Below are 19,713 nucleotides of genomic sequence, written 5' to 3' on the forward strand. Positions count from 1 at the left end.
TCCAGGCCATCACAATCGCGCCGACTGGGTGGTCGCCGCGCTCACGCTCGGGCGCGGGCGCCGATTGTGATGGCCTGGGGATCCGGAGCGCGGTTTCAGGGGTACGTCAGGGCACTTCCCCCCTTGGTTCCGGCGGGGACTGTGCGAGCCTGGGTATGTGCCTGATTTCAACGATTTGACGCTGCTGCCGTTCTGCGTAGGCCTCACGCTGCTCGGTCTGATCGGCTCGTGGTTCGCCTGGCGGCGACGCGGGGTGGCGGCCGGCACTCGCGGCGTGGCCTGGTCACTGCTACCGGTCTCGCTGTACCTGACCGGTCTGCTGGAGCTGGTCTGGGACGTGGTCCGCTCGACGGTGAGCTGGATCACGCACCTGATCTTCTCGCCGACCGTCTGGTCCGGAGTCGCGCTGTTCGGCGTCTCGGTGGTGCTCTACGTCGTCTCGGGTGTGGCCCGGGGCCGCAGCGGGAACCAGAAGGCACAGAAGGCCGAGAAGAAACCCGCCTCGCCCGCGGGAGAGCTGACCGCGACGGGCCCGGCGCCCGCCTCGGCCACCACCGCCAAAGCTGCCAAGCCGTCAAAGGGGAAGGCGAAGCAGCAGGAATCGTCGGAGTTCGACGAGATCGAGGACATTCTGAAGCGCCATGGAATCAACTGACAAAGCCGCTGACCACGGCTCGCCCCTGACCATCGACTCGCTGCTCGACAACGTCCAGGCCGGCTCGCCTCAACTGGGCCGGACCCGGCTGATCGGCATCGACGGCCCCGCCGGATCCGGCAAGACCACCGTCGCCGCCCACCTCCAGGCCCGGGCCGAGGCCCGCGACCTGAACACGTACGTCATCCACATGGACGACCTGTACGACGGCTGGACCGGAGCCGAGCGGGGATTCGGCCTGCTCCGCGACCACGTGCTGCAACGGCTGGCCGACGGGCGCGAGGGACGCTACCGCCGGTACGACTGGTACGTCGGCGCGTACGCCGAGCTGCACGTCGTACCGAACACTGTGGACCTGCTCATCGTCGAAGGTGTCACCGCTTGCGACCGGGACGCGGCGCACTGGCAGTCGCTGCGACTCTGGGTCGAGACGTCGAACGAGGTCCGCCTGGAGCGCGGCATCGAACGCGACGGCGAGGCCCTCCGCGACCACTGGCTCGAATGGATGCGCTGGGAGCGCGACCATTTCGCCGAGCAGGCCACTCGTTCGCGCGCCCACGTGATCGTCGACGGAAACCCGACCATCCCGTTCGACCCCGCAGTGGAGCTCGTCACGAAGTCGGTGGCGCTTCCCCCGCACGACTCAGCGGCTTCGTAGCGCTGATCAAGCGAGCCCACGGCTCGTGCCGCCACTCCCCCGCCGGCGCGGCCGCGAGGTACCGGGCTCGCAGTTCCGCGATGTAGTCGTCCCCCCGCGCCAAGGCCGTTGCCCGCAACGGACCGGCGTGATTGGCCGCATCAAAGTACGCCGCCGCACTGGGATGCACCATCTGAAACGACACCAGCTCGTCCCGCTCGATCACAGCACCATCGAGGGCCGGGACCAGCGCGTCCTCCCACGAGCGGTCGCGCCGCCCGTCCATCACCTCGTCCAGCAGCGCGAACGGACCGGCCTCCTCGGCGAACTCGGGCCAGTAGACGACACAGAGCCGCCCGCCCGGCAGAAGTGCGTCGTACCAGGACCGGATCGCGGCGGCCGGATCAGGCAACTGCTGCAGTCCGAACACGGAGACGACCGCCGCCGCAGACCAGCCCGGATCAAGCGTCGCGGCATCCCCCTGAACCACCTCCACAAGCGACCGCCCGCCGGCACCAAGGTCGGCCCCGGCAAGGTCGGCGGCGCGGCGGGTGGCTAGGCGGACCATCTCGGCTGATAGGTCGAGGCCGACGATCCGCCGGTCGGGGAACCGTGGGGCGAGCAGCTCGAGCTCGGGGAAGGTTCCGCAGCAGGGCACCAGGACCATACCAAACGGTATGGTATGCAGGGCGTCGACGGCGGCCTGGACCCACGGGGCGAAGCGTGGGACGAAGTACTCGTCGTAGCCCTCGGCCGCCTCGTCCCAGCTGCGGGCGAGCCGCGACAGGCGGTCCGTCACGTCTGCAAACCGTCCCAGGACCAGCGCGGGATCGTCAGGTCGTCGGCGATGTCGGCGGTGTTGTGGCGGTACATCGTGGTGAATGTCGCCCAGGCGAAGTAGTCGTGCAGCACCTGCCGGAGCCTCGGATCGGTCAGCCCGGCGTCGGTCATCGCCTCGTCGAAGCGCTCGATCGCCAACCGGTTCATCTCGTCGTGCTCGCCGTTCCCGCTGTGCCGCCGCTCGACGTACGCCTCGTCGCCGTACACCCCTGTGTAACCCTCCGGCCCGCCCAGCGCCTCAGCCCAGTACGCCGCGAGCCTCTCGATGTGATCGGGCTCGACCTCGCCGTGGAACGCGTGACTGACGACCTCGTCGGCCATCACCCGCTCGTGCCACGCCTGCGCCAGCCGCAACATGCCTTCGGACCCACCCGCCGCTTCGTAAACGGTCTCCATGGCGCTCAAGTCTGCTCCATCGACGCAAGCCGGTCACGTGCGTGCGCCCGCTCCGGCTCGGACCCGGCCAGTCGGAGGGCACTCTCGTACGCCGCGGTTGCCTCAGGCAAGCGTCCCAGACGGTGGAGCAGATCGGCGCGGGCCAGGGCGAACGGGTGGTAGTCGCGCAGCCGTGGTTCGTCGGCCAGCTCGTCGAGGAGCGCGAGACCGGCCTCGGCGCCGTCGCGCATCGCGATCGCGGCGGCCCGGTTGAGCGCGACCACCGGCGAGGGATCGAGCTCAAGCAGCACGTCGTACAGCTCGACGATCTGCGCCCAATCGGTCTTCGCGAAGTCGGCCGCCTCGTCGTGGAGCGCGGCGATCGCGGCCTGCACGGCGTACGGTCCGGCCCCGCCGGTGAGCGCGGTGACAACCAGCCCGCGGCCCTCGGCGATCAGCTCGTGGTCCCAGCGATCGCGATCCTGGTCCTCGAGCAAGACCAGCGAGCCGTCCGGCCCGGTGCGGGCGTCGCGTCGAGCGTGGACGAGCAGCATGAGGGCAAGCAGCCCCGTCACCTCGCGCTCGGCCGGGAGCAGCCGGTGCAGGATCCGGGCCAGCCGAATCGCTTCCTCGGCCAGGTCGAGGCGCTGCAGGTATGGTCCGGAGCTCGCGGCGTACCCCTCGGTGAAGACCGAATAGACGACCTGCAGTACGCCGGGCAGCCGCTCCGGCAACTCGTGCGGATCCGGGACGCGGAACGGGATCCGTGCATCGCGGATCTTCTGCTTCGCCCGCACGATCCGTTTCGCCATCGTCGCTGTCGGCACCAGGAACGCCCGCGCGACCTCCGGCGTGGTCAGACCGGCCAGGCAGCGCAGCGTCAGCGCACCGCGATCCTCGGCCGCGAGCGCAGGGTGCGCGCAGGTGAAGAACAGCTGCAACCGCTCGTCCGGCAGCTCGCCCCCGGTCGCCTGCGGCGCGGCCCGGTCCATGTCGACCTGCAGTACGGCGAGCTTCGCGGCGTACACCTGATCGCGCCGGAGCCGGTCGACGGCCTTCCGCCGGGCGGTCGTCATCAGCCAACCGCCCGGATTCGGCGGTACGCCGTCGACCGGCCAGCGCACCAGCGCCGCCTCGATCGCCTCCGACGTGACCTCCTCGGCCAGGTCGAGGTCCCCGAACCGCCGGGCGAGCGCGGCCAGCAGCCGGCCACGCTCCTCCCGGAAGACCGCCTCGACCTGGTCCATGCTCAGAACTCCGCGACCGGGCGAACCAGAACCGATCCGCCGGCCCGCGACCCCGGACACTTCGCGGCCCAGTCGAGCGCGACGTCCAGATCCGGTACGTCGATCACGTAGAACCCGCCCAGCACCTCGCGGGTCTCCGCGAACGGACCGTCCGTCACCGTTCGCTTGCCGTCGTTGGCGACCTGAACGCGGGTCGCGGTGACGAGATCGGCGAGCGACTCGGACGCGACCACGACCCCGGAGTCGGTGATCTCCTTGTCGAACCGCATCCAGTCCTCCGGCTCACACCCGACCGGCGCGTTCTCCGTGTCGAGCTCCCCGGCGTTGATCAGCAGCATGTACTTCATCAGAGCCTCCTGTTCACCGTGTCTACACCATCACCACGAACGGACAAGGTCGCTAAGGACAGGAGGTAGTGGCCAAATACCGGCCGTCGGCCGAGTCGGCAGGCGGACCGGTGCCCGGCGAGGCCGACTACCTCCTGTCGTTAGCCACGGTATGAGCGAGGATGGGCCTATGAGCGTGTTGCCATCTGGGGAGCAATGGACAGTCCGCGGCGGCGGGTACGAGGCGACGGTGGTGAGCGTCGGCGGCGGGCTGCGCGGACTCACCTACGACGGGCGCCCGGTCCTGCTCGGGTACGCCGAGGACGAGGCGGCGCATGCGGGTATCGGGCAGCACCTGTTCCCGTGGCCGAACCGCATCACCGACGGGAAGTACACGTTCGAGGGGGTCGCGCAGCAGCTGTACCTGACCGAGCCGGCCCGCTCGAACGCCATCCACGGCCTGACCCGCTGGGCCAATTGGCTCCGGGTCGACGACGGCTCAGACCCGGCGGCCCTGGTAGTCGGCCACCGCCTCCACGGCCAACCCGGCTACCCCCATCAACTGGACCTTCGCCTCGATTACCGCCTGACCGACCGCCTGACCGTCACCGCCACGGCAACCAACGTCGGTGCGACCGCGGCGCCCTACGGCTATGGAGCACATCCGTATCTCTCCGTCGGACGCTCGATCGACGAATGCGTACTCGAGTTCACCGCGACCAATCGGCTAGAGGTGTCCGCAGACCGCATGCAACCCGTCGGACTCACCCCAGTAGCCGGCTCGGAGTACGACTTCCACAGCGGTCGACTGATCGGGGCAACCTCGATCGACAACGCCTTCACCGGGTTGGACGGCCCCTGGACCGTCTCGTTGACGGATCCCGACACCGGCGCGAGGTCAGCGCTGACCAGCGACACCCCCTGGATGCAGCTGTTCACCGGCGAGGCGGTCGGGCGTACGGCGCTGGCGGTCGAGCCGATGACCTGCCCGCCGGACGCGTTCGTCACCGGTCAGGACCTGGTCGTCCTCAAGCCCGGTAAGTCGCACACGACTAGCTTTTCGGTGGCCGTTTAGCGCCGGCGCCGTGGTCGCGAGCCACCGCCGCCAGTTGCTTCGCGGCGCGGCCCGCCCGGGCGCCCTCCGCGGCCTGGATCGCGAGGATGCCGATCCGGTTGCCGTCGGCATCGAACAGCTGAAGCCACGCGTCCCCCGGCCGGAACCGCAGGCCGCTGATCTCCGGCCAGGTCAGCGTGTAGGTCTTGAACACGTTCCGCACGTGCAACCGGTCGGCGTACGCCGTCACGCGCAGCGTCGTCATCCGGTACAGGATCCAGAACACCGCACCGAAGAACGCGATCAACGTGAGCCGCTGGAACCAGCTGAACGAGTCCCGGGACTCCGCCGGCAGCCGGATCCAGATCACCCCGAACACCGCCAGCAGCGACAGGCCCATCACGCCCGCCATCAGCGCGAGGATTCGCGGATGGAACGTGAAGAGCCTGTCGCTCATGTCAGATCCGGCAGGCGTGGATGTCTGTGGTGAGGATGGCACGGGCGCCCACCTCCCACAGCTGGTCCATCAGGCGCTGCGCCTCGGCGCGCTGGACCATTACCCGGACGGCGACCCAGCCCTGCTTGTGCAGCGGGGAGATCGTCGGCGACTCCAGGCCGGGCGCGACCGCGGTCGCCGCGTCGACGTCCTCGGCGCGGATGTCGTAGTCCATCATCACGTAGTTCCGCGCGATCAGGACGCCTTCGAGCCGGCGTACCAGCTGGTGCATGCCGTTCGGCGTGATCTCGACGCCGTGCCGCTTGATCAGCACGGCCTCGGACTTCAGGATCGGCTCGCCGAACACCTCGAGGCCGGCCTGGCGCAGCGTCGTACCGGTCTCCACCACATCGGCGATCACGTCGGCGACACCGAGCTGTACGGCCGATTCGACCGCGCCGTCGAGCCGGACGACCGACGCGTCGACGCCGTTCTCGGCCAGGTGGTCTTGGAGCACCCCGGCGTACGACGTGGCGATGCGCTTCCCGGCCAGGTCCTTCACGGAGTCCGCGGCACCGGGCCGCCCGGCGAACCGGAACGTGGACGAGCCGAACCCGAGGCCCATGATCACGTCGGCGTCGGCGTGTGAGTCGAGCACGAGGTCACGGCCGGAGATGCCGACGTCGAGGGTGCCCTCCCCGACGTACACCGCGATGTCCCGCGGGCGGAGGTAGTAGAACTCGACCTCGTTGGCCGAGTCGGTGAGCGTGAGGTCCTTGGTGGTCCGGCGCTGCTTGTAGCCGGCCTCGACGAGCATCTCGGTGGCGGCTTCGCTCAGCGAGCCCTTGTTCGGTACTGCGACGCGCAGCATGGCGACTGCCCTTTCTGGGGGTGTGAACCGGTGATCTGTGGGAGGGGCTCCTACAGATGTCGGTACACGTCCTCGAGGTCCAGGCCGAGGGCATGCATCATCACCTGAGCGTGGTAGATGAGCTGTGACAGCTCCTCCGCGGCGCGCTCCTTGCCCTCGTACTCCGCTGCCATCCATGACTCGGCGGCCTCTTCGACCAGCTTCTTGCCGATCGCGTGCACGCCGGCATCCAGCGCCGCCACGGTCCCGGAACCCTCCGGCCGCGTCGCCGCCTTCTCGCCCAGCTCGGCAAACAGCTCCTCAAAACTCTTCATCGCGCGCCCAGCCTACGGGGTCCGGCCGGCACCCACCGCCCCCAGGTCCGCCGATCGGACCGGTCCCGGCGTGGCGTGTGGGTTACTGGACACATGGACGGATTCGCACAGATCTCCGTGATGCTCGCTGTGGAAGACGCGCCGGCCGCCGCGTCCTGGTACGCCGAGGCGCTGGGCGCGGTCGAGCTCTGGAACCTCGGCAGCGTGATCGGGCTGAGCGTGAACGGCGCTCCGGTGTTCCTCGGGGAGCCGGGGAACAACATCTGGAAGACGCCTGCGGAGACCGGCGCTCCGACCGTCCGGGTCGAGATGTTCGTGGACGATCCGGACGGTTTCGTACGGCGTGCCGTCGAGGCCGGCGCGGACGGGAGCTTCGACCCAGTGCGCGACCATGAAGTTCCGTGGGGGACGCATCGGCAGGGGTCGTTCCTGGATCCGTTCGGGCATCTGTGGTTCGTCGGCGACAGGTCTCCGCTAGGACCCGGCGAGCGCGGCTGATCTGCTGCGCGGGGCTGAGTGCGCGTCGACGTACCAGTCGTGCTGCTCGGACAAGAGTTGCTTGACCATCGCGTAGTCGATCGTGTCGTCGGGCGTGCGGAGGTGATACGGCGGCGGGTAGAACGCGTCGCCGAGCAGGGCGACGCCGTCTGCGACGACGATGAGCGAGTCCGCGGCGTGCTTTCCGCCGACGTGACGCAGTACGACGTCGGTCGGGAGCGTGAGGGTGTCGTCGAACGTCTGGTCTGGGATGACGATGCGGAAGTCGGACCAGTCGGGTACGGCGAGTGCACGGGCGCGGAAGCTGGGCCCGAGTTTGGGGTTGGCCTCGACCTGGTCGTGGAGGTAGCGGTGGCCCCACGGTCTTTGCGCTTCGCTGGTGAGGATCGGCACCGCCGACTCGTGGGCGATGACGGTGACGTCGTCCCAGGCGGAGGCTCCCCAGGTGTGGTCCCAGTGGTGGTGCGTGTAGACGAGCCACTTCGGCGCGGGCAGTCCGGCAGTTTCTATTGCTGTTTGGATCGCTCGGGCATGCTCCGGACTGTTGCCGGCGTCGACGAGGACGGATCCGTCGTTGTCTGCGATGACGGCGACCGATGGGCGGATGGCGTCGGGATCGGGGTCGTGCGGGTAGATCCAGACCCGGCCGGCGAGGTGCTCGAGCATGTGGTCGACGATAGCCGTATGCAGAATCCCCGGAGAGTCCGCGACCTCGGCGTCGTCGTCGGTACCCTGCCCACCGGTCCGCTCAACGCGATCACCGACGTACCCGGGGTCCGCGTCGGTCAGACCACGCTCACCGGCGACGGCCTGAACACCGGCGTCACCGCGATCGTGCCCGACGGGTACGACGAGACCCTTCCGGCAGCTGTTGCTGTTGGCAACGGATACGGCAAGCTCATCGGCACGACCCAGGTCGACGAGCTCGGCGTGATCGAGACCCCGATCCTGCTCACCGGCACCCTGAGCACGTTCCGCGTCGCCGACGCCCTGGTCACCTGGCTCCTCGACCGCAACCCTCGCGCCACGAGCCTCAACCCGATCGTCGGCGAAACCAACGACGCCTACCTCTCCGACATCCGCCGCCGCCCCATCACTCCCGAACACGTCCACGCCGCCCTGGACACGGCCTCCCCCGCCCTCCCCCTCGAAGGCTGCGCCGGCGCCGGCACCGGCACCACCGCCCTCGGCTTCAAGGCCGGCATCGGTACGTCGTCCCGCACGTTGGCGTCCGGCACGGTCGGAGCGATCGTGCAATCGAACTTCTCCGGCCTGCTCACCGTCCTCGGACATCCGATCCCCGCAACACCCGTCGACGCGGACGGGAACAGCTGCATGATCGTGGTTGCTACCGATCTGCCGCTTGATGCCCGGCAGTTGGCGCGGCTGGCGCGGCGGGCGGTGTTCGCGATGGGGCGGGTCGGCTCGGACTTCGCGCCCGGCAGCGGCGACTACGCGATCGCCTTCACCACCAACCGCGCCCCGGGCTACGCCGACGCCGACCTCCGCGGCCCGTTCCAAGCAGTCACCGAGTCAGTGGAGGAAGCTCTCCTCAACTCCCTCACAATGGCCCGAACCACCACCGGCCACCGCAACCACACCGCCCACGCCGTACCTCACGACCTCATCCGCGGGCTGACATAGCCATCCGCCGGCTGCGATCCCGCACGGTCGCAGTGACCTGGCTTGCCGTGATCAGGAGGCCGAAGGCGAGTACCGCGGCGGCTGTGCGGATTGCGTGTGCGACCTGCCATCGGTCGCGGACGTCGGCCCAATCGGAGGGCGGGTTCTGTACCGACCACGCGGACTGGTCCGAGTTGATCGGCAGGTTGATCGCGAAGGTCGTCGCGAAAACGACCACCAGCAAGGCGATCGCGATCAGCACGATCCGGCGATCGTTGCCCCGAGCCCGGATCGCCAGTAGCACCGTGGTGATCATTGCCGGGATCAACGTTGCCGAGGCCAACTTGTCCAGCGAGTCCAGCTCGACCAACCGCGTCTGCGTATAGACCGCCGCGTCGAACCCGCGCAACGAGTTCTCGAGCACCAGCACGCACACCAGAAATCCAGCGAACACCCCACTGAACAGCAAGCTGGCCGACCGCACGAAGCGCGTCATCAGTACGACACCCCGACCGGCTGGCCGATCGTCGCCGGGTCGTCGAGCACCGCGAGCATCAAGTGCGCGACGTCGGCCCGCGAGACGAAGTACCCCTTGGTGACCGTGCCGCCGACGACCGTGCGGTAGTGACCGGTGAGCGCCTTGTTGTTGAGCTTGGGCGGGCGCACGATCGTCCATTCCGTGGGGCTGCTCATGATGGCCGCCTCCATCAGTCGCAGGTCCGCGTACACATCGGCCGCGAACGCGTTGATCATCGGGTACACCACCCGGCGATTCAGGAAGCTTTCGTCGTCGGGGATCGGCCCGAGCGGCGCGGCGCTGACCGCGACGAACCGCCGTACCCCGGCGGCTTCCATTGCCGTCAGCATCGATCGCGTACTCCGCGACGCGACCGGCCCGTCCTTGCGTCCGCGGGCGCCCACGCCGGACACGACCGCCGTACTTCCATCGAGCGCCTCGCGCAGCGGCTCCGCGTCATCCAGACCCGCCACCCGGACCACCTCGAGGGACGGATGCTCCACCTCGAACGCCGACGACTTCCGCACCACCGCGGTCACCTTGTGCCCCGCATCGAGCGCCTGCCGTACGACGTGACCGCCGATCCCACCCGTCGCGCCGAACACCGTGATCCTCATCCCGCGTCTCCTTGCGCTATCGTGAATCTGATCTGTAACTCATATAGTACGGGAATCATAATATATGGAACAGACAGAACCGAGTGACGCGCGCCACCACCGGCGTACCGGCAACGAGATCAAGGCCGCTCTCCGCGACCTGCGGATCCAGCTCGCCCTGCTGAACCACCAGGTCGGCGGCAAGCTGGCGCTGAAGGACGTCGACCTGGACTGCCTCGACGTGCTCGCCCGCAGCGGACCGCTCACGCCGAGCGCCCTCGCCCGGCAGGCAGGCCTGCACCCGGCCACGCTGACCGGCATCCTCGACCGGCTCGAGAAGGCCGGCTGGATCGCCCGGGACCGCGCGCGGGCGGACCGGCGCAGCGTCACGATCCGCGTGCTGCCGGATCGCGGGATGGAGGTGTTCCGGCTGTACCAGCCGATGATCGGCGCGATGGACGACGTACTCGCCGAATACAACGAGGCCGAGCTTGCTTTGATCGCCGACTTCCTGCGTCGCAGCACCGAGGCCGGCGAGCGGGCCAACGGAGAGTTGGCTCAGGAGTAGAGGTCGTGGAGCGCGCGGCCGAGGGCGGCGAGTTCGGCTCGCAGTTCGGCGGGCTCGAGCACCTCGACCGCGGCGCCGAACCGGCTCAGTGAGGCTGCCGCGTTGGCGACCGATTCGATCGGGATCGTCACCACGACGCTGCCGTCGGGCTCCGGTTCGGCGGCCGCCACTGCCTTGACCAGGCTCGGGAATGAGACGTCGTACATCCTCCCGGCCAGGCGCGCGGAGACTCGTACGACGGCCTGATCGGTGTACCGGACGCGGTCGAAGCCTTCGAGGTGGTCCTGCCAGAACTGGGTCAGGTTGAAATCCGGGTCGCGCTCGAAGCCGTCCTCGGTCGGCGTCAGCTCGAGGATGTTGGAGACGCGGTACGTGCGGAGGCCCCGGGGTGTCGCGGCAACGACGTACCAGCTGCCGTTCTTCAGGACGAGGCCGTGCGGCTCGAGGAGACGCTCGACCTCGCGCGGTGCCTCCCAGCGGCGGTACAGGACTTTGACGCGGCGGTCGTGGAGTACGGCGTCGGCGATGGCCGAGAGATGCGGTGAGTCCTCGGCGTCCTGGTACCAGGCGGGCAGATCCAGGTGGAAGCGGTTCTTGAGCCGGCCGGCCCGGTCGCGCTGGTCCGGCGCGAGGGCGGCGAGCAGTTTGAGCTCGGCCGCGCTGGTCTCCGCGGTGAGCCCGAGCGCCGCGGCCGCGCCCGGCATACCGACCAGGAACAGTGCGGCCGCCTCTTGCTCGGTCAGTCCGGTCAGCTTGGTCCGGTACCCCTCGACGAGCCGATAGCCGCCGGCGCGCCCCTGATCGGCGTACACCGGAACCCCGGCAGCGGCGAGAGCCTCGACGTCGCGGTAGATCGTGCGCAGCGACACCTCGAGCTCGTCCGCGAGCTCACGCGCCGTCAATTGCCGGCGCGTCTGCAGCAACAGGAGGATCGACAACAGCCGGCTCGAACGCATGTTGTTCAGGTTAATGCTTATCGCTGCCATGGACTGTCAGGTATTGCCGGGAGGCTTGGCTGCATGACGACATGGAACAAGGTCACCGGCGACTTCGACTTCCTCAACGGGTACTTCGACGTCCACCACCGCACGCTGAAACAGGCCTTCGCCGACTGCGACGAGTGGCTCGAGTACGACGGGACCACGACGGCCCACACGTACTTCGACGGACAGATCAGCATCGACGAGATGCGCTTCCCGACGAAAGGGTCGTACGGGCTGTCGCTGCGGGTGTTCGACCCGGTGGCCAAGCAGTGGAGCATCTGGTGGGTCAACAGCACGACGATGAAGCTGTACCCGCCGGTGCGCGGCGGCTGGTCGGAGGACGGTACGACGTGCCGGCTCGTCGGTGAGGACTCGCTCGACGGGTTCCCGATCCTGTGCAGCTACGAATGGTCGGACATCACCGACAAGACGGCGCACTGGGAACAGGCGTACTCCAGCGACGGCGGCAAGACCTGGGAAACCAACTGGATCATGGACTTCACCCGCCGCTCCGATCCCCCGCCGCCCCTCGACCTACCGAAGGTCACCGACGACTTCGACTTCCTCGTCGGACGCTGGTCGTTCCACAACCTCCGACGTCGACCGGTACTGGGCGAACCGTTCGAGTGGCACGAGTTCGACGCGGAACTGGAGGCCACCACGTACTTCGACGGGGCCATCAGCGTCGACGAAGGCTGGTACCCGACCGAGGGCTTCCGGGGTGCGACGTTCCGGCTGTATGACCCGACGACGCGGACGTGGGCAATTCACTGGATCAACAGCGAACGCGGCCACCTGGAGACGCCGGTCATCGGTTCCTTCACCGGCGACGTCGGCACCTTCGAAGGCCCCGACGAGTGGGACGGCCAGCCGATAGACGTCCGCTTCCTGTGGAACCGCGGCGTCGACAAATCGTCGTGGGAACAGGCGTTCTCGACTGATGGGGGTAAGTCCTGGGTCGCCAACTGGCACATGAACCACACACGGATCGGTTGAAGTACTGCGTGAGGTGCACCTCAGGAGCCAAACCGCGCGGACCTCCAAGCCCCAGCACGACAGGGCAGCGCGGTGCTTGCGGATCCCCAGGACATCACAATCGCCGTCCCGCCGGCCGGTTCCGCCTGGCAGCCCCGGCACACGCGGATTGTGATGGCGTGGGGATCCGCTGCCTCCCGTCGAGCAGTTCGGTGACGGGGCAGAGCCCTCGTCTGCCCCCCGCACGTTCCGCCGCCAGGTACTCACCCGGGGGCGGCAGCCCGCGCGTGGGGGCTGCTATCCCAGTTGCCTGACGGCAGCGAGGGTCGACAGGGCGGCCTGAGTTGCTTCGTAGCCCTTGTCTTCGCGGCTGTCGGGGAGGCCGGCTCGGTCGAGCGCCTGGGGGTCGTTGTCGCAGGTGAGGACGCCGAAGCCTATGGGGACGCCGGTGGCGACGCCGACCTGCATGAGGCCGTCGGTGGCTGCCTGGCAGACGTATTCGAAGTGGGGCGTGTCGCCGCGAATCACCACGCCGAGCGCGACCACCGCGTCGTACCCGGCCTTTGCCGCATGCAACGAAGCGACGGGCAGCTCAAAGGAACCGGGCACGCGCACGACCGTGTAGTCGCGAACCCCGGAGTCCTCCAGCGCCCGCAACGCGCCGGCCAGCAGACCGTCGGTGACCTTCGGGTGCCACTGGGCTGCGACGATTGCGACGCGGGCGCCGTCTACTCGCGGGGCTTCGATGGTTGGTGCTCCACTGCCCGACATCAGCCGGCTCCGTTCTCTTCCGTACGAATCTCTTGGGCGAGTACGCCGCCGGGCAGGTGATGCCCCATCCGGTCGCGCTTGGTCCGCAGGTACCGCAGGTTGTGCTCGGTCGGGTCGATCGAGATGCCGCGACGCTCGACGACATCGATGCCGTACCCCTGGACCCCCGCGAGCTTGTCAGGATTGTTGGTCAGCAGCCGCACGGACGTCACGCCGAGATCAGCCAGGATCTGCGCACCGGTCCCGTAGTCGCGAGCATCAGCAGGCAGCCCCAGATCCAGGTTCGCGTCGACCGTGTCCCGGCCGGCGTCCTGCAGCTCATAAGCCTGCAGCTTGTGCAGCAGCCCGATCCCACGCCCCTCATGACCGCGCAGGTACACCACCACACCGCCCTCGGCCGCGACCTGCCGCATCGCCTCGTCCAACTGCGGCCCACAGTCGCACCGCAGCGACCCGAACACGTCTCCGGTCAGACACTCCGAGTGCAGCCGCACCAGAGTCGGACCATCACCAATGGAGCCGCGCACCAACGCCAACTGCTCCGACCCGTCCACCGTGTTCCGGTAGCCGTGGGCAACAAAGTCGCCGTACTGCGTGGGCAGCGTGGTGGTCGCGACCCGCTCGATCTGAGACTCCGTACGACGCCGGTACCGGATCAGGTCGTCGATCGACACCAGCACCAGCCCGTGCTCGTCGGCGAACGCCCGCAGTTCCGAACCGCGCTTCATCGTCCCGTCGTCGTTCACCATCTCGGAGATCACAGCAGCCGGCGTCAGCCCAGCAAGACGTGCCAAGTCGATCGACGCCTCGGTGTGGCCGGGCCGCACGAGTACGCCGCCCTCCCGGCCGCGCAACGGAAACACATGCCCCGGCTGGACCAAGTCGTACGACTCCGAGGCCGAGTCCGTGAGTACCCGGATCGTCCGAGCCCGATCGGCCGCCGAGATGCCGGTGCTGATCCCGTCACGCGCATCGACCGAGATCGTGTACGCCGTACGCATCCGCTCGCGGTTGTGCGGCGTCATCAACGGGATCCCGAGCCGGTCGAGCTCCGAACCCTCCATCGGCACGCACACCACGCCGGAGCTGTACCGGATCAGGAACGCGAGCAACTCCGGCGTCGCCTTGGACGCGGCGAAGATCAGGTCGCCCTCGTTCTCACGGTCCTCGTCGTCGACCACGATCACCGGTCGCCCGGCGCGGATCTCGTCGATCGCATGCTCGATCGTGTCGAGTTTCAAGACGTTACCCATCTCAGCCCACCACCACTGGTTCCGGCGGAGCAACCCGCTCCTGGTTCTGGATCTTCCACCACGACGCGAAGCCGATGATGCAGAACAGCCCGTACACGACGTACATCGTTGCCGACGGGTAGAACTTCGCCTGCACCAGCAGCGGTACGCCGACCACGTCGACCGCGACCCAGATCAGCCAGAACTCGACGAACCCGCGGGCCATCCCGTACGTCGCCAGGATCGAACCGGTCAGGATCCACGCGTCCCACTGCGGGCCCCACGAGCCGAGCGCCTTCAGCACGAAGTACGAGATCGCGTAGATCACGACGCCGATGCCGAGCAGTTCGAGTCGCTGCCTCGCCGTCGCCCACTTGGGCTGGACCGCCGAAGCGGAACCGCCGTGACGGGTCTGGTACCAGCGGTACCACCCGTACAGGCTGATCAGCGCGAAGAACACCTGCCGGCCCGCCTGGCCCCAGAGATCCTTGTCCTGCGGGGTGTCGAAGATCCCGCCGACGAAGACCGTGAACAGCAGCACGTTGCCGACGATGCCGACCGGCCACGCGGCGACCAGCCGGCGCATGCCGAACAGTGCGCTGGCCAGACCGAACACGTTGCCGACGATCTCCCGGACGAGCACCGGCGACCCGGCGATCGTCACCTGGGAGTGCAACAGCCAGTCGATCGGGTTCACTTGTTGCCTCCAGCAATGAGTCTCTCGACGTACTTCGCGATCACGTCGACCTCGAGGTTGACGGTGTCGCCCACTTTGTTCCGCCCGAGAACGGTCAGCTCGAGCGTGGTCGGGATCAGGCTGATCCCGAACGTCCCGGACGCATCGTCGACATCGGTCACGGTCAGCGACACTCCGTCGACCGCGATCGAGCCCTTCTCGGCGACGTACTTGAGGATCTCCGGCGTCGTCGCGACCCGGACGTCTTCCCAGTGCTCGCCGGGGCTGCGGGAGGCGATCGTGCCGGTGCCGTCGACGTGCCCCTGGACGATGTGGCCGCCCAGTCGCGCGTGTGCGGTGACGGCACGCTCCAGGTTGACCGACGAGCCCTTGTCGAGGCCGCCGAGGCTGGTGCGCTTCAACGTCTCGCGCATCACGTCCGCGGTGAACACGCCCTCGCCGTACTCGACCACCGTCAGGCAACAGCCGTTGACCGCGATCGAGTCGCCGTGGCCGGCGTCCTCGGTCACCTTCGGCCCGCGGATCGTCAACCGGGCTGCGTCGCCGTCCAACAGGTCCAGGGACTCGACCGTGCCGAGTTCTTCGATGATGCCGGTGAACATCTACTTTCCTCCCAGAGGAACCAGGGTCAGCCGGACGTCGTCGCCGAGGCGGCTGACGTCCGCTAGCTTGAACCGCCGAAGGTGGTCGATCGATTCCGCGCCGAGATCGCCGACCGCGGCGAACCCGGAACCGAGTACGGCCGGAGCGACGTACGCGATGAGCTGGTCGACCAGACCGGCGCGTACGAATGCGGCGGCCAGCGTCGGGCCGCCCTCGAGCCACAGGTGCCGGATTTGCCGGTCGTCCAGCTGCCGCAGCACCTCGGCGGGATCATGGGTCGGCAGCAGCAACGTCTCCGCGCGATCGTTGCGGACCCGCGCGGTCGTCGGGATCTCCCGGTCGCCGACGACGACCCGCAGCGGCTGCCGCTCCGCCGGTACGTCGTTCTCGTCGCGAACCGTCAGTTCGGGGTCGTCGTCCAGCACGGTCTGGGTGCCGACGGCAATCGCGTCGCACTCCGCTCGATGCCGGTGTACGTCGGCGCGCGCGATCGGGCCGGTGATCCACTTGCTCGTCCCGTCCGGGGCCGCGGAGCGTCCGTCGAGCGTGGTCGCGAACTTCCACGTGACGAACGGGCGACCCATCCGGACGCTGTGCAGCCAGACGTAGTTGACCGCCTCGGCCTCGTCCCGCAGTACGCCCTCGACGACCTCGATGTTCTTGTTGGCCAGCTTCTCGGCGCCGCCGGCCGCAGTCCGATTCGGGTCCGGTACGGCGTACACGACGCGCGCGATCCCAGCCTCGATCAGGGCGTCGGCGCACGGGCCGGTCCGGCCGGTGTGGTTGCAGGGCTCGAGCGTGACGTACGCCGTACCGCCACGGGCCCGCTCTCCGGCCATCCGGAGCGCCTCGACCTCGGCATGCGGGCCACCGGCAACGGCGTGGAAGCCCTCACCGACGGGATGCCCGTCGGGGCCGGTGACGACACAACCGACCACCGGGTTCGGATGGGTGCTGCCGATACCTTTCGCGGCCAGTTCGACCGCACGCCGCATCCATGCGACATCCATCGGCGAAGTGTTGCTCACTGCTCTTCGGTCCCTCGTCGTCACGGACGCACTACCGGGGTCTCGTGACGACCGGCGACCACGCTCCGCCACCCGGGCTTCGCCGTACGCCGCCAACTCGCGCACGCCCCGACCGGACGTCAGAGCACACCCGCCGACCGCGTGCGCCTCCCATCCGGACTTTCACCGTCGGTCCCGGAATTCCACCAGGTCAACCGGCCGCCGAACTGCAGCAGCCGGGTCGCGGACTGTCACCGCCGGCTCGGAATTACACCGACCCCGGAGCACGCGAGTGGGTTCACTCGTGGTTCAAGTATGCCCCTCCCCGCAACCGGCACCACGACCCAGGTCACATCGTGGTCCGTTCCAGCTCCTGATGCCGGCTCGGCGCGATCCGCCGGGTGAGGGCAAGGGCGCCGGCTGCCACGGCGCACGCCACCGCGACGGAGAGGACGAGCGGCCGGTACCCGAACGCGTCGGCCAGCCCGGCGCCGCCGAGCGGTCCGAGCGCCTTCGCGATCGAGGTCGGCGTACCCAGCATCCCGGCGATCGTGCCGAACCCGGCCGCGCCGTACCGGTCGAGCAGGATCGCCGGCGTCGCGACCGACGACACCCCGAACCCGAGCCCGAACAGCACCAGACAACCGACCGCCCCCGCGACGTGACGCCCGACGACCGGCAGCAGAGCGATCGCGACTGCCTGGACGGACAGGATCAGCGCGGTGATCGTCGCCATCGGCAACCACCGCGAAGACACGCTGGTCACCAGGCGGCCGGTCACCGAAAGCAGGCCTAGCAGACCCGCCAGGCTGGCCGCGCGCGCCGGCGGGTGCCCGAGGCTGATCAGGTAAAGCACCAGGTGCACCGAGATCACCGCCAACGCGGCACTGTGCACAACGAACGCTCCCGCAAGCACCCAAAACCCAGGATCCCGAAGCACCCGGCCGGGCGACCCGGCCAGCCTCGCACCGCGGTGTGCCCCGGGCTCCGCACTGTCGCCTCGCCCGTCGGAGGCGCGGTCAACTGGGCGTGGTGGGCCGGGGTGGACGGCGAGGAGGTGGAGCGGGAACGTGATCACGGCGAGGGTGCCGGCCAGGATCATCAGCGCGTTACGCCAGCCGTGAGCGTGGGCGAGGTAGCCAGTCAGCGGCAGGAAGATCGAACTGGCCAATCCACCGACCAGCGTGATCGTCAGGATCGAGTTGGTCCGCTTGGCGGGTGCGGCGACGGCGACCACGACGGCGAACGCGGGTGGGTAGAGGACCATCGCGCAAGCAACGCCGATCACCGCGAATACGGCGTACAGCTGGACGACGTTCTGCACCTGCGACCAACCGAACACGGCGACCGCGGCCAGGACCGAGCCGCTGGCCATCAGCCCGCGCCCACCCCGCAGATCCAGCCGGCGACCGACCGGGATCGACATCAGAGCGCTGACCAGTACTGCGGTGGTCGATGCGCCGACCGCCGTGGTGGTGGAGATGGACAGGTCGGCGGTCATCGGTCCGAGCAACGCGCTGAACGCGTAGCTGAGCACGCCGTACCCGACGGTCGTGGTGATCGCGAGCGCGGCCACCATGAGCCGCAACCGGTCATTCTTCGCCCCAGCGACCACAGTCGAACTCATTGCCGTCAGTATTTCACGGCCGACACCACCCGTCGGGTTAGTTTCCTCTCAGCGAACCAGCAACCAGACCGCACTCCCCAACAACCCCACCGCCCCCACAAAACACCCAACCGCAACCACCCACAGCACCCGCGCCCGCCCAGCCCCACGAGCCGCCGCACCCGCGCCCACCCGCGCCGACGCGCCAGCAGCTACAACGTGTGCGGGCACAGTCGGAGGCGTCGCGACAGCTGCGGGTTGGGGTGTGGATGCTTCGCCGGCGGCGGGTGGCCACAGGCGCGGTCGGTCGGCGGCGGTTTCAGGGGTTGGGGCGGCGCCACGCGTGGCTGCTTGCGCGGATCCGGCGTTCGGGGTGCTGGGTGTTGGTGGGGGTTGGTGGGCGCGTGGGCCGGTGGGGGTCCAGGTCGGGGGGAGGGGTGGGAGTTGGTCGAAGACCTCGGGGGCGTCGGGGTCTTGGGTCCATGGCTCGGTTCCTGGGGGTGGTACGGCGCCGGTTGCGGCCAGCAGGCGGCCGGCGGTGGCGGCGGAGTCGGGGCGGTCGGAGGGGTTCTTTGACGTTAGGTGGTGAATGAACTCGGCCAGGAGTCCGTCGACGGCTGGGAGTTTGCCTTCTGTGCCGGGGCGCTCGCCGGTGAGGAGTTCGGCTGTTACAGCGCCGACGGCGTACAGGTCCTGGCGCGGGTCGGGGTCTGCGCCGGCCAGCTGCTCGGGAGCTAGGTAACCGGGTGTGCCGAGGATCGTGCTGTGGCGGGTCATGCGGGGTTCGTCGAGGAGGCCGGCGACGCCGAAGTCGGACAGGCGCAGATGCGGGAGCCCGGTGCCAGTCGCGTCGAGCAGCAGGTTGGCCGGCTTCACGTCCCGATGTACGACGCGCGCCGCGTGCACAGCGGATAGCCCGTGCAACAACTGATCCACCAGCACAGCGACGTACGACTCGGGCAACGGACCGTGATCGCCGAGCAGCGTCGCGACCGATCCGCCGCGAACCAGCTCCATCGCGAACACGACCTTGTCGTCGTCCGCGGCCCAGCCGTGCGGCGCAACCACATGTGGGTGCTCGATCCGCAGCGACTGCTCCCGCACGAATCTCAGCAGCGTCGCCGCATCATGCTGGCCCAGCACCTTCGCCGCCACGTACGCGGACCGCCGCAGGTCCCACGCCCGCCAGACCGAACCCATGCCTCCGGTCCCGACGAGGTCGATCAGCTGATACCGCCCGGCAAACGCCTCCACCCGCCAGAACCTACCGTCCCAACCGCCC

At 68.8% G+C, this 19,713-nt stretch carries 25 protein-coding genes and 1 riboswitch; of the genes, 7 read left to right on the forward strand and 18 right to left on the reverse strand.

The window, feature by feature from the left end; all coding sequences use genetic code 11:
- Positions 1 to 157 precede the first annotated feature (157 nt).
- Positions 158 to 655: a hypothetical protein gene (locus EV645_RS02830; protein WP_130439445.1), complete on the forward strand. Its 498-nt coding sequence runs from the start codon at positions 158 to 160 to the stop codon at positions 653 to 655.
- Positions 642 to 1,313 (forward strand): uridine kinase family protein, encoded by a 672-nt coding sequence (locus EV645_RS02835; RefSeq protein ID WP_130439447.1) that lies wholly within the window; start codon positions 642 to 644, stop codon positions 1,311 to 1,313. Before EV645_RS02830 ends, EV645_RS02835 begins: the two co-directional genes overlap by 14 nt.
- On the opposite strand, the gene EV645_RS02840 is transcribed toward EV645_RS02835, so the two are convergent.
- The 4 genes from EV645_RS02840 to EV645_RS02855 are packed head-to-tail and all read right to left on the reverse strand — an operon-like array spanning position 1,267 to position 4,101.
- Positions 1,267 to 2,091: a class I SAM-dependent methyltransferase gene (locus EV645_RS02840; RefSeq protein ID WP_198681437.1), complete on the reverse strand. Its 825-nt coding sequence runs from the start codon at positions 2,089 to 2,091 to the stop codon at positions 1,267 to 1,269. The genes EV645_RS02835 and EV645_RS02840 overlap by 47 nt on opposite strands.
- The gene (locus EV645_RS02845; RefSeq protein WP_130439451.1) at positions 2,088 to 2,528 is read right to left on the reverse strand and encodes a globin domain-containing protein; all 441 of its coding nucleotides are present in this window, start codon (positions 2,526 to 2,528) and stop codon (positions 2,088 to 2,090) included. The genes EV645_RS02840 and EV645_RS02845 overlap by 4 nt, the downstream gene beginning before the upstream one ends.
- A gap of 5 nt (positions 2,529 to 2,533) precedes the next feature.
- A complete protein-coding gene (locus tag EV645_RS02850; RefSeq protein ID WP_130439453.1) occupies positions 2,534 to 3,754 on the reverse strand; it encodes an RNA polymerase sigma factor in 1,221 nt (406 codons plus the stop codon).
- A gap of 2 nt (positions 3,755 to 3,756) precedes the next feature.
- Entirely contained in the window at positions 3,757 to 4,101 is a 345-nt protein-coding gene (locus EV645_RS02855; protein ID WP_130439455.1) for a YciI family protein, read from the reverse strand.
- A gap of 169 nt (positions 4,102 to 4,270) precedes the next feature.
- Between EV645_RS02855 and EV645_RS02860 the strand changes: the two genes are divergently transcribed.
- Positions 4,271 to 5,155 carry an aldose 1-epimerase family protein gene (locus EV645_RS02860; protein WP_130439457.1) on the forward strand — a complete coding sequence of 295 codons (885 nt, stop codon included), beginning with the start codon at positions 4,271 to 4,273 and terminating at the stop codon, positions 5,153 to 5,155.
- On the opposite strand, the gene EV645_RS02865 is transcribed toward EV645_RS02860, so the two are convergent.
- From EV645_RS02865 to EV645_RS02875, 3 genes are read right to left on the reverse strand one after another with little or no spacing between them, the layout of a single operon-like run.
- Complete coding sequence (locus EV645_RS02865; protein ID WP_130439459.1) at positions 5,133 to 5,591, reverse strand: PH domain-containing protein; 459 nt, start codon at positions 5,589 to 5,591, stop codon at positions 5,133 to 5,135. The genes EV645_RS02860 and EV645_RS02865 overlap by 23 nt on opposite strands.
- Position 5,592: 1 nt before the next feature.
- Complete coding sequence (gene hisG / locus EV645_RS02870) at positions 5,593 to 6,441, reverse strand: ATP phosphoribosyltransferase (RefSeq protein ID WP_130439461.1); 849 nt, start codon at positions 6,439 to 6,441, stop codon at positions 5,593 to 5,595.
- Between the two features lie 50 nt (positions 6,442 to 6,491).
- On the reverse strand, positions 6,492 to 6,755 hold the full coding sequence (locus EV645_RS02875) for a phosphoribosyl-ATP diphosphatase (protein WP_130439463.1): 264 nt from the start codon (positions 6,753 to 6,755) through the stop codon (positions 6,492 to 6,494).
- A 93-nt stretch (positions 6,756 to 6,848) separates the two neighbouring features.
- Between EV645_RS02875 and EV645_RS02880 the strand changes: the two genes are divergently transcribed.
- Positions 6,849 to 7,253 carry a VOC family protein gene (locus EV645_RS02880; RefSeq protein ID WP_130439465.1) on the forward strand — a complete coding sequence of 135 codons (405 nt, stop codon included), beginning with the start codon at positions 6,849 to 6,851 and terminating at the stop codon, positions 7,251 to 7,253.
- Here EV645_RS02880 and EV645_RS02885 read toward each other — a convergent pair.
- Complete coding sequence (locus tag EV645_RS02885; RefSeq protein WP_130439467.1) at positions 7,230 to 7,919, reverse strand: MBL fold metallo-hydrolase; 690 nt, start codon at positions 7,917 to 7,919, stop codon at positions 7,230 to 7,232. The genes EV645_RS02880 and EV645_RS02885 overlap by 24 nt on opposite strands.
- Before the next feature lie 18 nt (positions 7,920 to 7,937).
- Here EV645_RS02885 and EV645_RS02890 point away from each other — a divergent pair, with 18 nt between their 5' ends.
- Positions 7,938 to 8,897 (forward strand): P1 family peptidase, encoded by a 960-nt coding sequence (locus tag EV645_RS02890; protein WP_130439469.1) that lies wholly within the window; start codon positions 7,938 to 7,940, stop codon positions 8,895 to 8,897.
- Here the strand turns inward: EV645_RS02890 and EV645_RS02895 are convergent.
- Positions 8,878 to 9,372 (reverse strand): anthrone oxygenase family protein, encoded by a 495-nt coding sequence (locus EV645_RS02895; RefSeq protein WP_130439471.1) that lies wholly within the window; start codon positions 9,370 to 9,372, stop codon positions 8,878 to 8,880. The two genes, EV645_RS02890 and EV645_RS02895, sit on opposite strands and share 20 nt — an antisense overlap.
- Positions 9,372 to 10,010: an NAD(P)-dependent oxidoreductase gene (locus EV645_RS02900; protein ID WP_130439473.1), complete on the reverse strand. Its 639-nt coding sequence runs from the start codon at positions 10,008 to 10,010 to the stop codon at positions 9,372 to 9,374. Before EV645_RS02900 ends, EV645_RS02895 begins: the two co-directional genes overlap by 1 nt.
- A 64-nt stretch (positions 10,011 to 10,074) precedes the next feature.
- Here EV645_RS02900 and EV645_RS02905 point away from each other — a divergent pair, with 64 nt between their 5' ends.
- A complete protein-coding gene (locus tag EV645_RS02905) occupies positions 10,075 to 10,557 on the forward strand; it encodes a MarR family transcriptional regulator (RefSeq protein ID WP_130439475.1) in 483 nt (160 codons plus the stop codon).
- Here the strand turns inward: EV645_RS02905 and EV645_RS02910 are convergent.
- Complete coding sequence (locus EV645_RS02910) at positions 10,548 to 11,513, reverse strand: helix-turn-helix transcriptional regulator (protein WP_130439477.1); 966 nt, start codon at positions 11,511 to 11,513, stop codon at positions 10,548 to 10,550. The genes EV645_RS02905 and EV645_RS02910 overlap by 10 nt on opposite strands.
- A gap of 63 nt (positions 11,514 to 11,576) precedes the next feature.
- Between EV645_RS02910 and EV645_RS42125 the strand changes: the two genes are divergently transcribed.
- The gene (locus EV645_RS42125; RefSeq protein ID WP_198681438.1) at positions 11,577 to 12,536 is read left to right on the forward strand and encodes a hypothetical protein; all 960 of its coding nucleotides are present in this window, start codon (positions 11,577 to 11,579) and stop codon (positions 12,534 to 12,536) included.
- Positions 12,537 to 12,812: 276 nt separating this feature from the next.
- Here EV645_RS42125 and ribH read toward each other — a convergent pair whose 3' ends face one another.
- The 7 genes from ribH to EV645_RS02950 all read right to left on the reverse strand — a co-directional run bounded on the left by ribH (position 12,813) and on the right by EV645_RS02950 (position 19,685).
- Positions 12,813 to 13,286, reverse strand: coding sequence for a 6,7-dimethyl-8-ribityllumazine synthase (ribH, locus tag EV645_RS02920; protein WP_130439479.1), 474 nt, complete (start codon positions 13,284 to 13,286; stop codon positions 12,813 to 12,815).
- Positions 13,286 to 14,539 (reverse strand): bifunctional 3,4-dihydroxy-2-butanone-4-phosphate synthase/GTP cyclohydrolase II, encoded by a 1,254-nt coding sequence (locus EV645_RS02925; protein ID WP_130439481.1) that lies wholly within the window; start codon positions 14,537 to 14,539, stop codon positions 13,286 to 13,288. The genes ribH and EV645_RS02925 overlap by 1 nt, the downstream gene beginning before the upstream one ends.
- Position 14,540: 1 nt before the next feature.
- Positions 14,541 to 15,215, reverse strand: coding sequence for a nicotinamide riboside transporter PnuC (gene pnuC / locus EV645_RS02930; RefSeq protein ID WP_130439483.1), 675 nt, complete (start codon positions 15,213 to 15,215; stop codon positions 14,541 to 14,543).
- The gene (locus tag EV645_RS02935; RefSeq protein ID WP_130439485.1) at positions 15,212 to 15,817 is read right to left on the reverse strand and encodes a riboflavin synthase; all 606 of its coding nucleotides are present in this window, start codon (positions 15,815 to 15,817) and stop codon (positions 15,212 to 15,214) included. The genes pnuC and EV645_RS02935 overlap by 4 nt, the downstream gene beginning before the upstream one ends.
- Positions 15,818 to 16,828, reverse strand: a complete 1,011-nt coding sequence (ribD, locus tag EV645_RS02940) for a bifunctional diaminohydroxyphosphoribosylaminopyrimidine deaminase/5-amino-6-(5-phosphoribosylamino)uracil reductase RibD (RefSeq protein ID WP_130439487.1) — start codon at positions 16,826 to 16,828, stop codon at positions 15,818 to 15,820. It lies immediately after the preceding gene.
- 156 nt (positions 16,829 to 16,984) lie between these two features.
- Positions 16,985 to 17,116: riboswitch (FMN riboswitch) on the reverse strand.
- A 58-nt stretch (positions 17,117 to 17,174) separates the two neighbouring features.
- Positions 17,175 to 18,452 carry an MFS transporter gene (locus EV645_RS02945; protein ID WP_198681439.1) on the reverse strand — a complete coding sequence of 426 codons (1,278 nt, stop codon included), beginning with the start codon at positions 18,450 to 18,452 and terminating at the stop codon, positions 17,175 to 17,177.
- A 48-nt stretch (positions 18,453 to 18,500) separates the two neighbouring features.
- On the reverse strand, positions 18,501 to 19,685 hold the full coding sequence (locus EV645_RS02950; RefSeq protein ID WP_130439489.1) for a serine/threonine-protein kinase: 1,185 nt from the start codon (positions 19,683 to 19,685) through the stop codon (positions 18,501 to 18,503).
- Positions 19,686 to 19,713: the final 28 nt, after the last annotated feature.

Origin of the sequence: Kribbella rubisoli, from assembly GCF_004217145.1 — a bacterium.
Taxonomy (GTDB): Bacteria; Actinomycetota; Actinomycetes; order Propionibacteriales; family Kribbellaceae; genus Kribbella; species Kribbella rubisoli.

Coding starts and splice junctions, on each gene's coding strand:
- EV645_RS02885 (WP_130439467.1), bottom strand. CDS start 7,919: ATGCTCGAGCACCTCGCCGGCCGGGTCTGGATCTACCCGCACGACCCC.
- EV645_RS02875 (WP_130439463.1), bottom strand. CDS start 6,755: ATGAAGAGTTTTGAGGAGCTGTTTGCCGAGCTGGGCGAGAAGGCGGCG.
- EV645_RS02905 (WP_130439475.1), top strand. CDS start 10,075: ATGGAACAGACAGAACCGAGTGACGCGCGCCACCACCGGCGTACCGGC.
- EV645_RS02860 (WP_130439457.1), top strand. CDS start 4,271: ATGAGCGTGTTGCCATCTGGGGAGCAATGGACAGTCCGCGGCGGCGGG.
- EV645_RS02945 (WP_198681439.1), bottom strand. CDS start 18,452: ATGAGTTCGACTGTGGTCGCTGGGGCGAAGAATGACCGGTTGCGGCTC.
- hisG (WP_130439461.1), bottom strand. CDS start 6,441: ATGCTGCGCGTCGCAGTACCGAACAAGGGCTCGCTGAGCGAAGCCGCC.
- ribD (WP_130439487.1), bottom strand. CDS start 16,828: ATGGATGTCGCATGGATGCGGCGTGCGGTCGAACTGGCCGCGAAAGGT.
- ribH (WP_130439479.1), bottom strand. CDS start 13,286: ATGTCGGGCAGTGGAGCACCAACCATCGAAGCCCCGCGAGTAGACGGC.
- EV645_RS02935 (WP_130439485.1), bottom strand. CDS start 15,817: ATGTTCACCGGCATCATCGAAGAACTCGGCACGGTCGAGTCCCTGGAC.
- EV645_RS02925 (WP_130439481.1), bottom strand. CDS start 14,539: ATGGGTAACGTCTTGAAACTCGACACGATCGAGCATGCGATCGACGAG.
- EV645_RS02895 (WP_130439471.1), bottom strand. CDS start 9,372: ATGACGCGCTTCGTGCGGTCGGCCAGCTTGCTGTTCAGTGGGGTGTTC.
- EV645_RS02910 (WP_130439477.1), bottom strand. CDS start 11,513: ATGCGTTCGAGCCGGCTGTTGTCGATCCTCCTGTTGCTGCAGACGCGC.
- EV645_RS02865 (WP_130439459.1), bottom strand. CDS start 5,591: ATGAGCGACAGGCTCTTCACGTTCCATCCGCGAATCCTCGCGCTGATG.
- EV645_RS02835 (WP_130439447.1), top strand. CDS start 642: ATGGAATCAACTGACAAAGCCGCTGACCACGGCTCGCCCCTGACCATC.
- EV645_RS02845 (WP_130439451.1), bottom strand. CDS start 2,528: ATGGAGACCGTTTACGAAGCGGCGGGTGGGTCCGAAGGCATGTTGCGG.
- EV645_RS42125 (WP_198681438.1), top strand. CDS start 11,577: ATGACGACATGGAACAAGGTCACCGGCGACTTCGACTTCCTCAACGGG.
- EV645_RS02900 (WP_130439473.1), bottom strand. CDS start 10,010: ATGAGGATCACGGTGTTCGGCGCGACGGGTGGGATCGGCGGTCACGTC.
- EV645_RS02850 (WP_130439453.1), bottom strand. CDS start 3,754: ATGGACCAGGTCGAGGCGGTCTTCCGGGAGGAGCGTGGCCGGCTGCTG.
- EV645_RS02855 (WP_130439455.1), bottom strand. CDS start 4,101: ATGAAGTACATGCTGCTGATCAACGCCGGGGAGCTCGACACGGAGAAC.
- EV645_RS02880 (WP_130439465.1), top strand. CDS start 6,849: ATGGACGGATTCGCACAGATCTCCGTGATGCTCGCTGTGGAAGACGCG.
- EV645_RS02890 (WP_130439469.1), top strand. CDS start 7,938: ATGCAGAATCCCCGGAGAGTCCGCGACCTCGGCGTCGTCGTCGGTACC.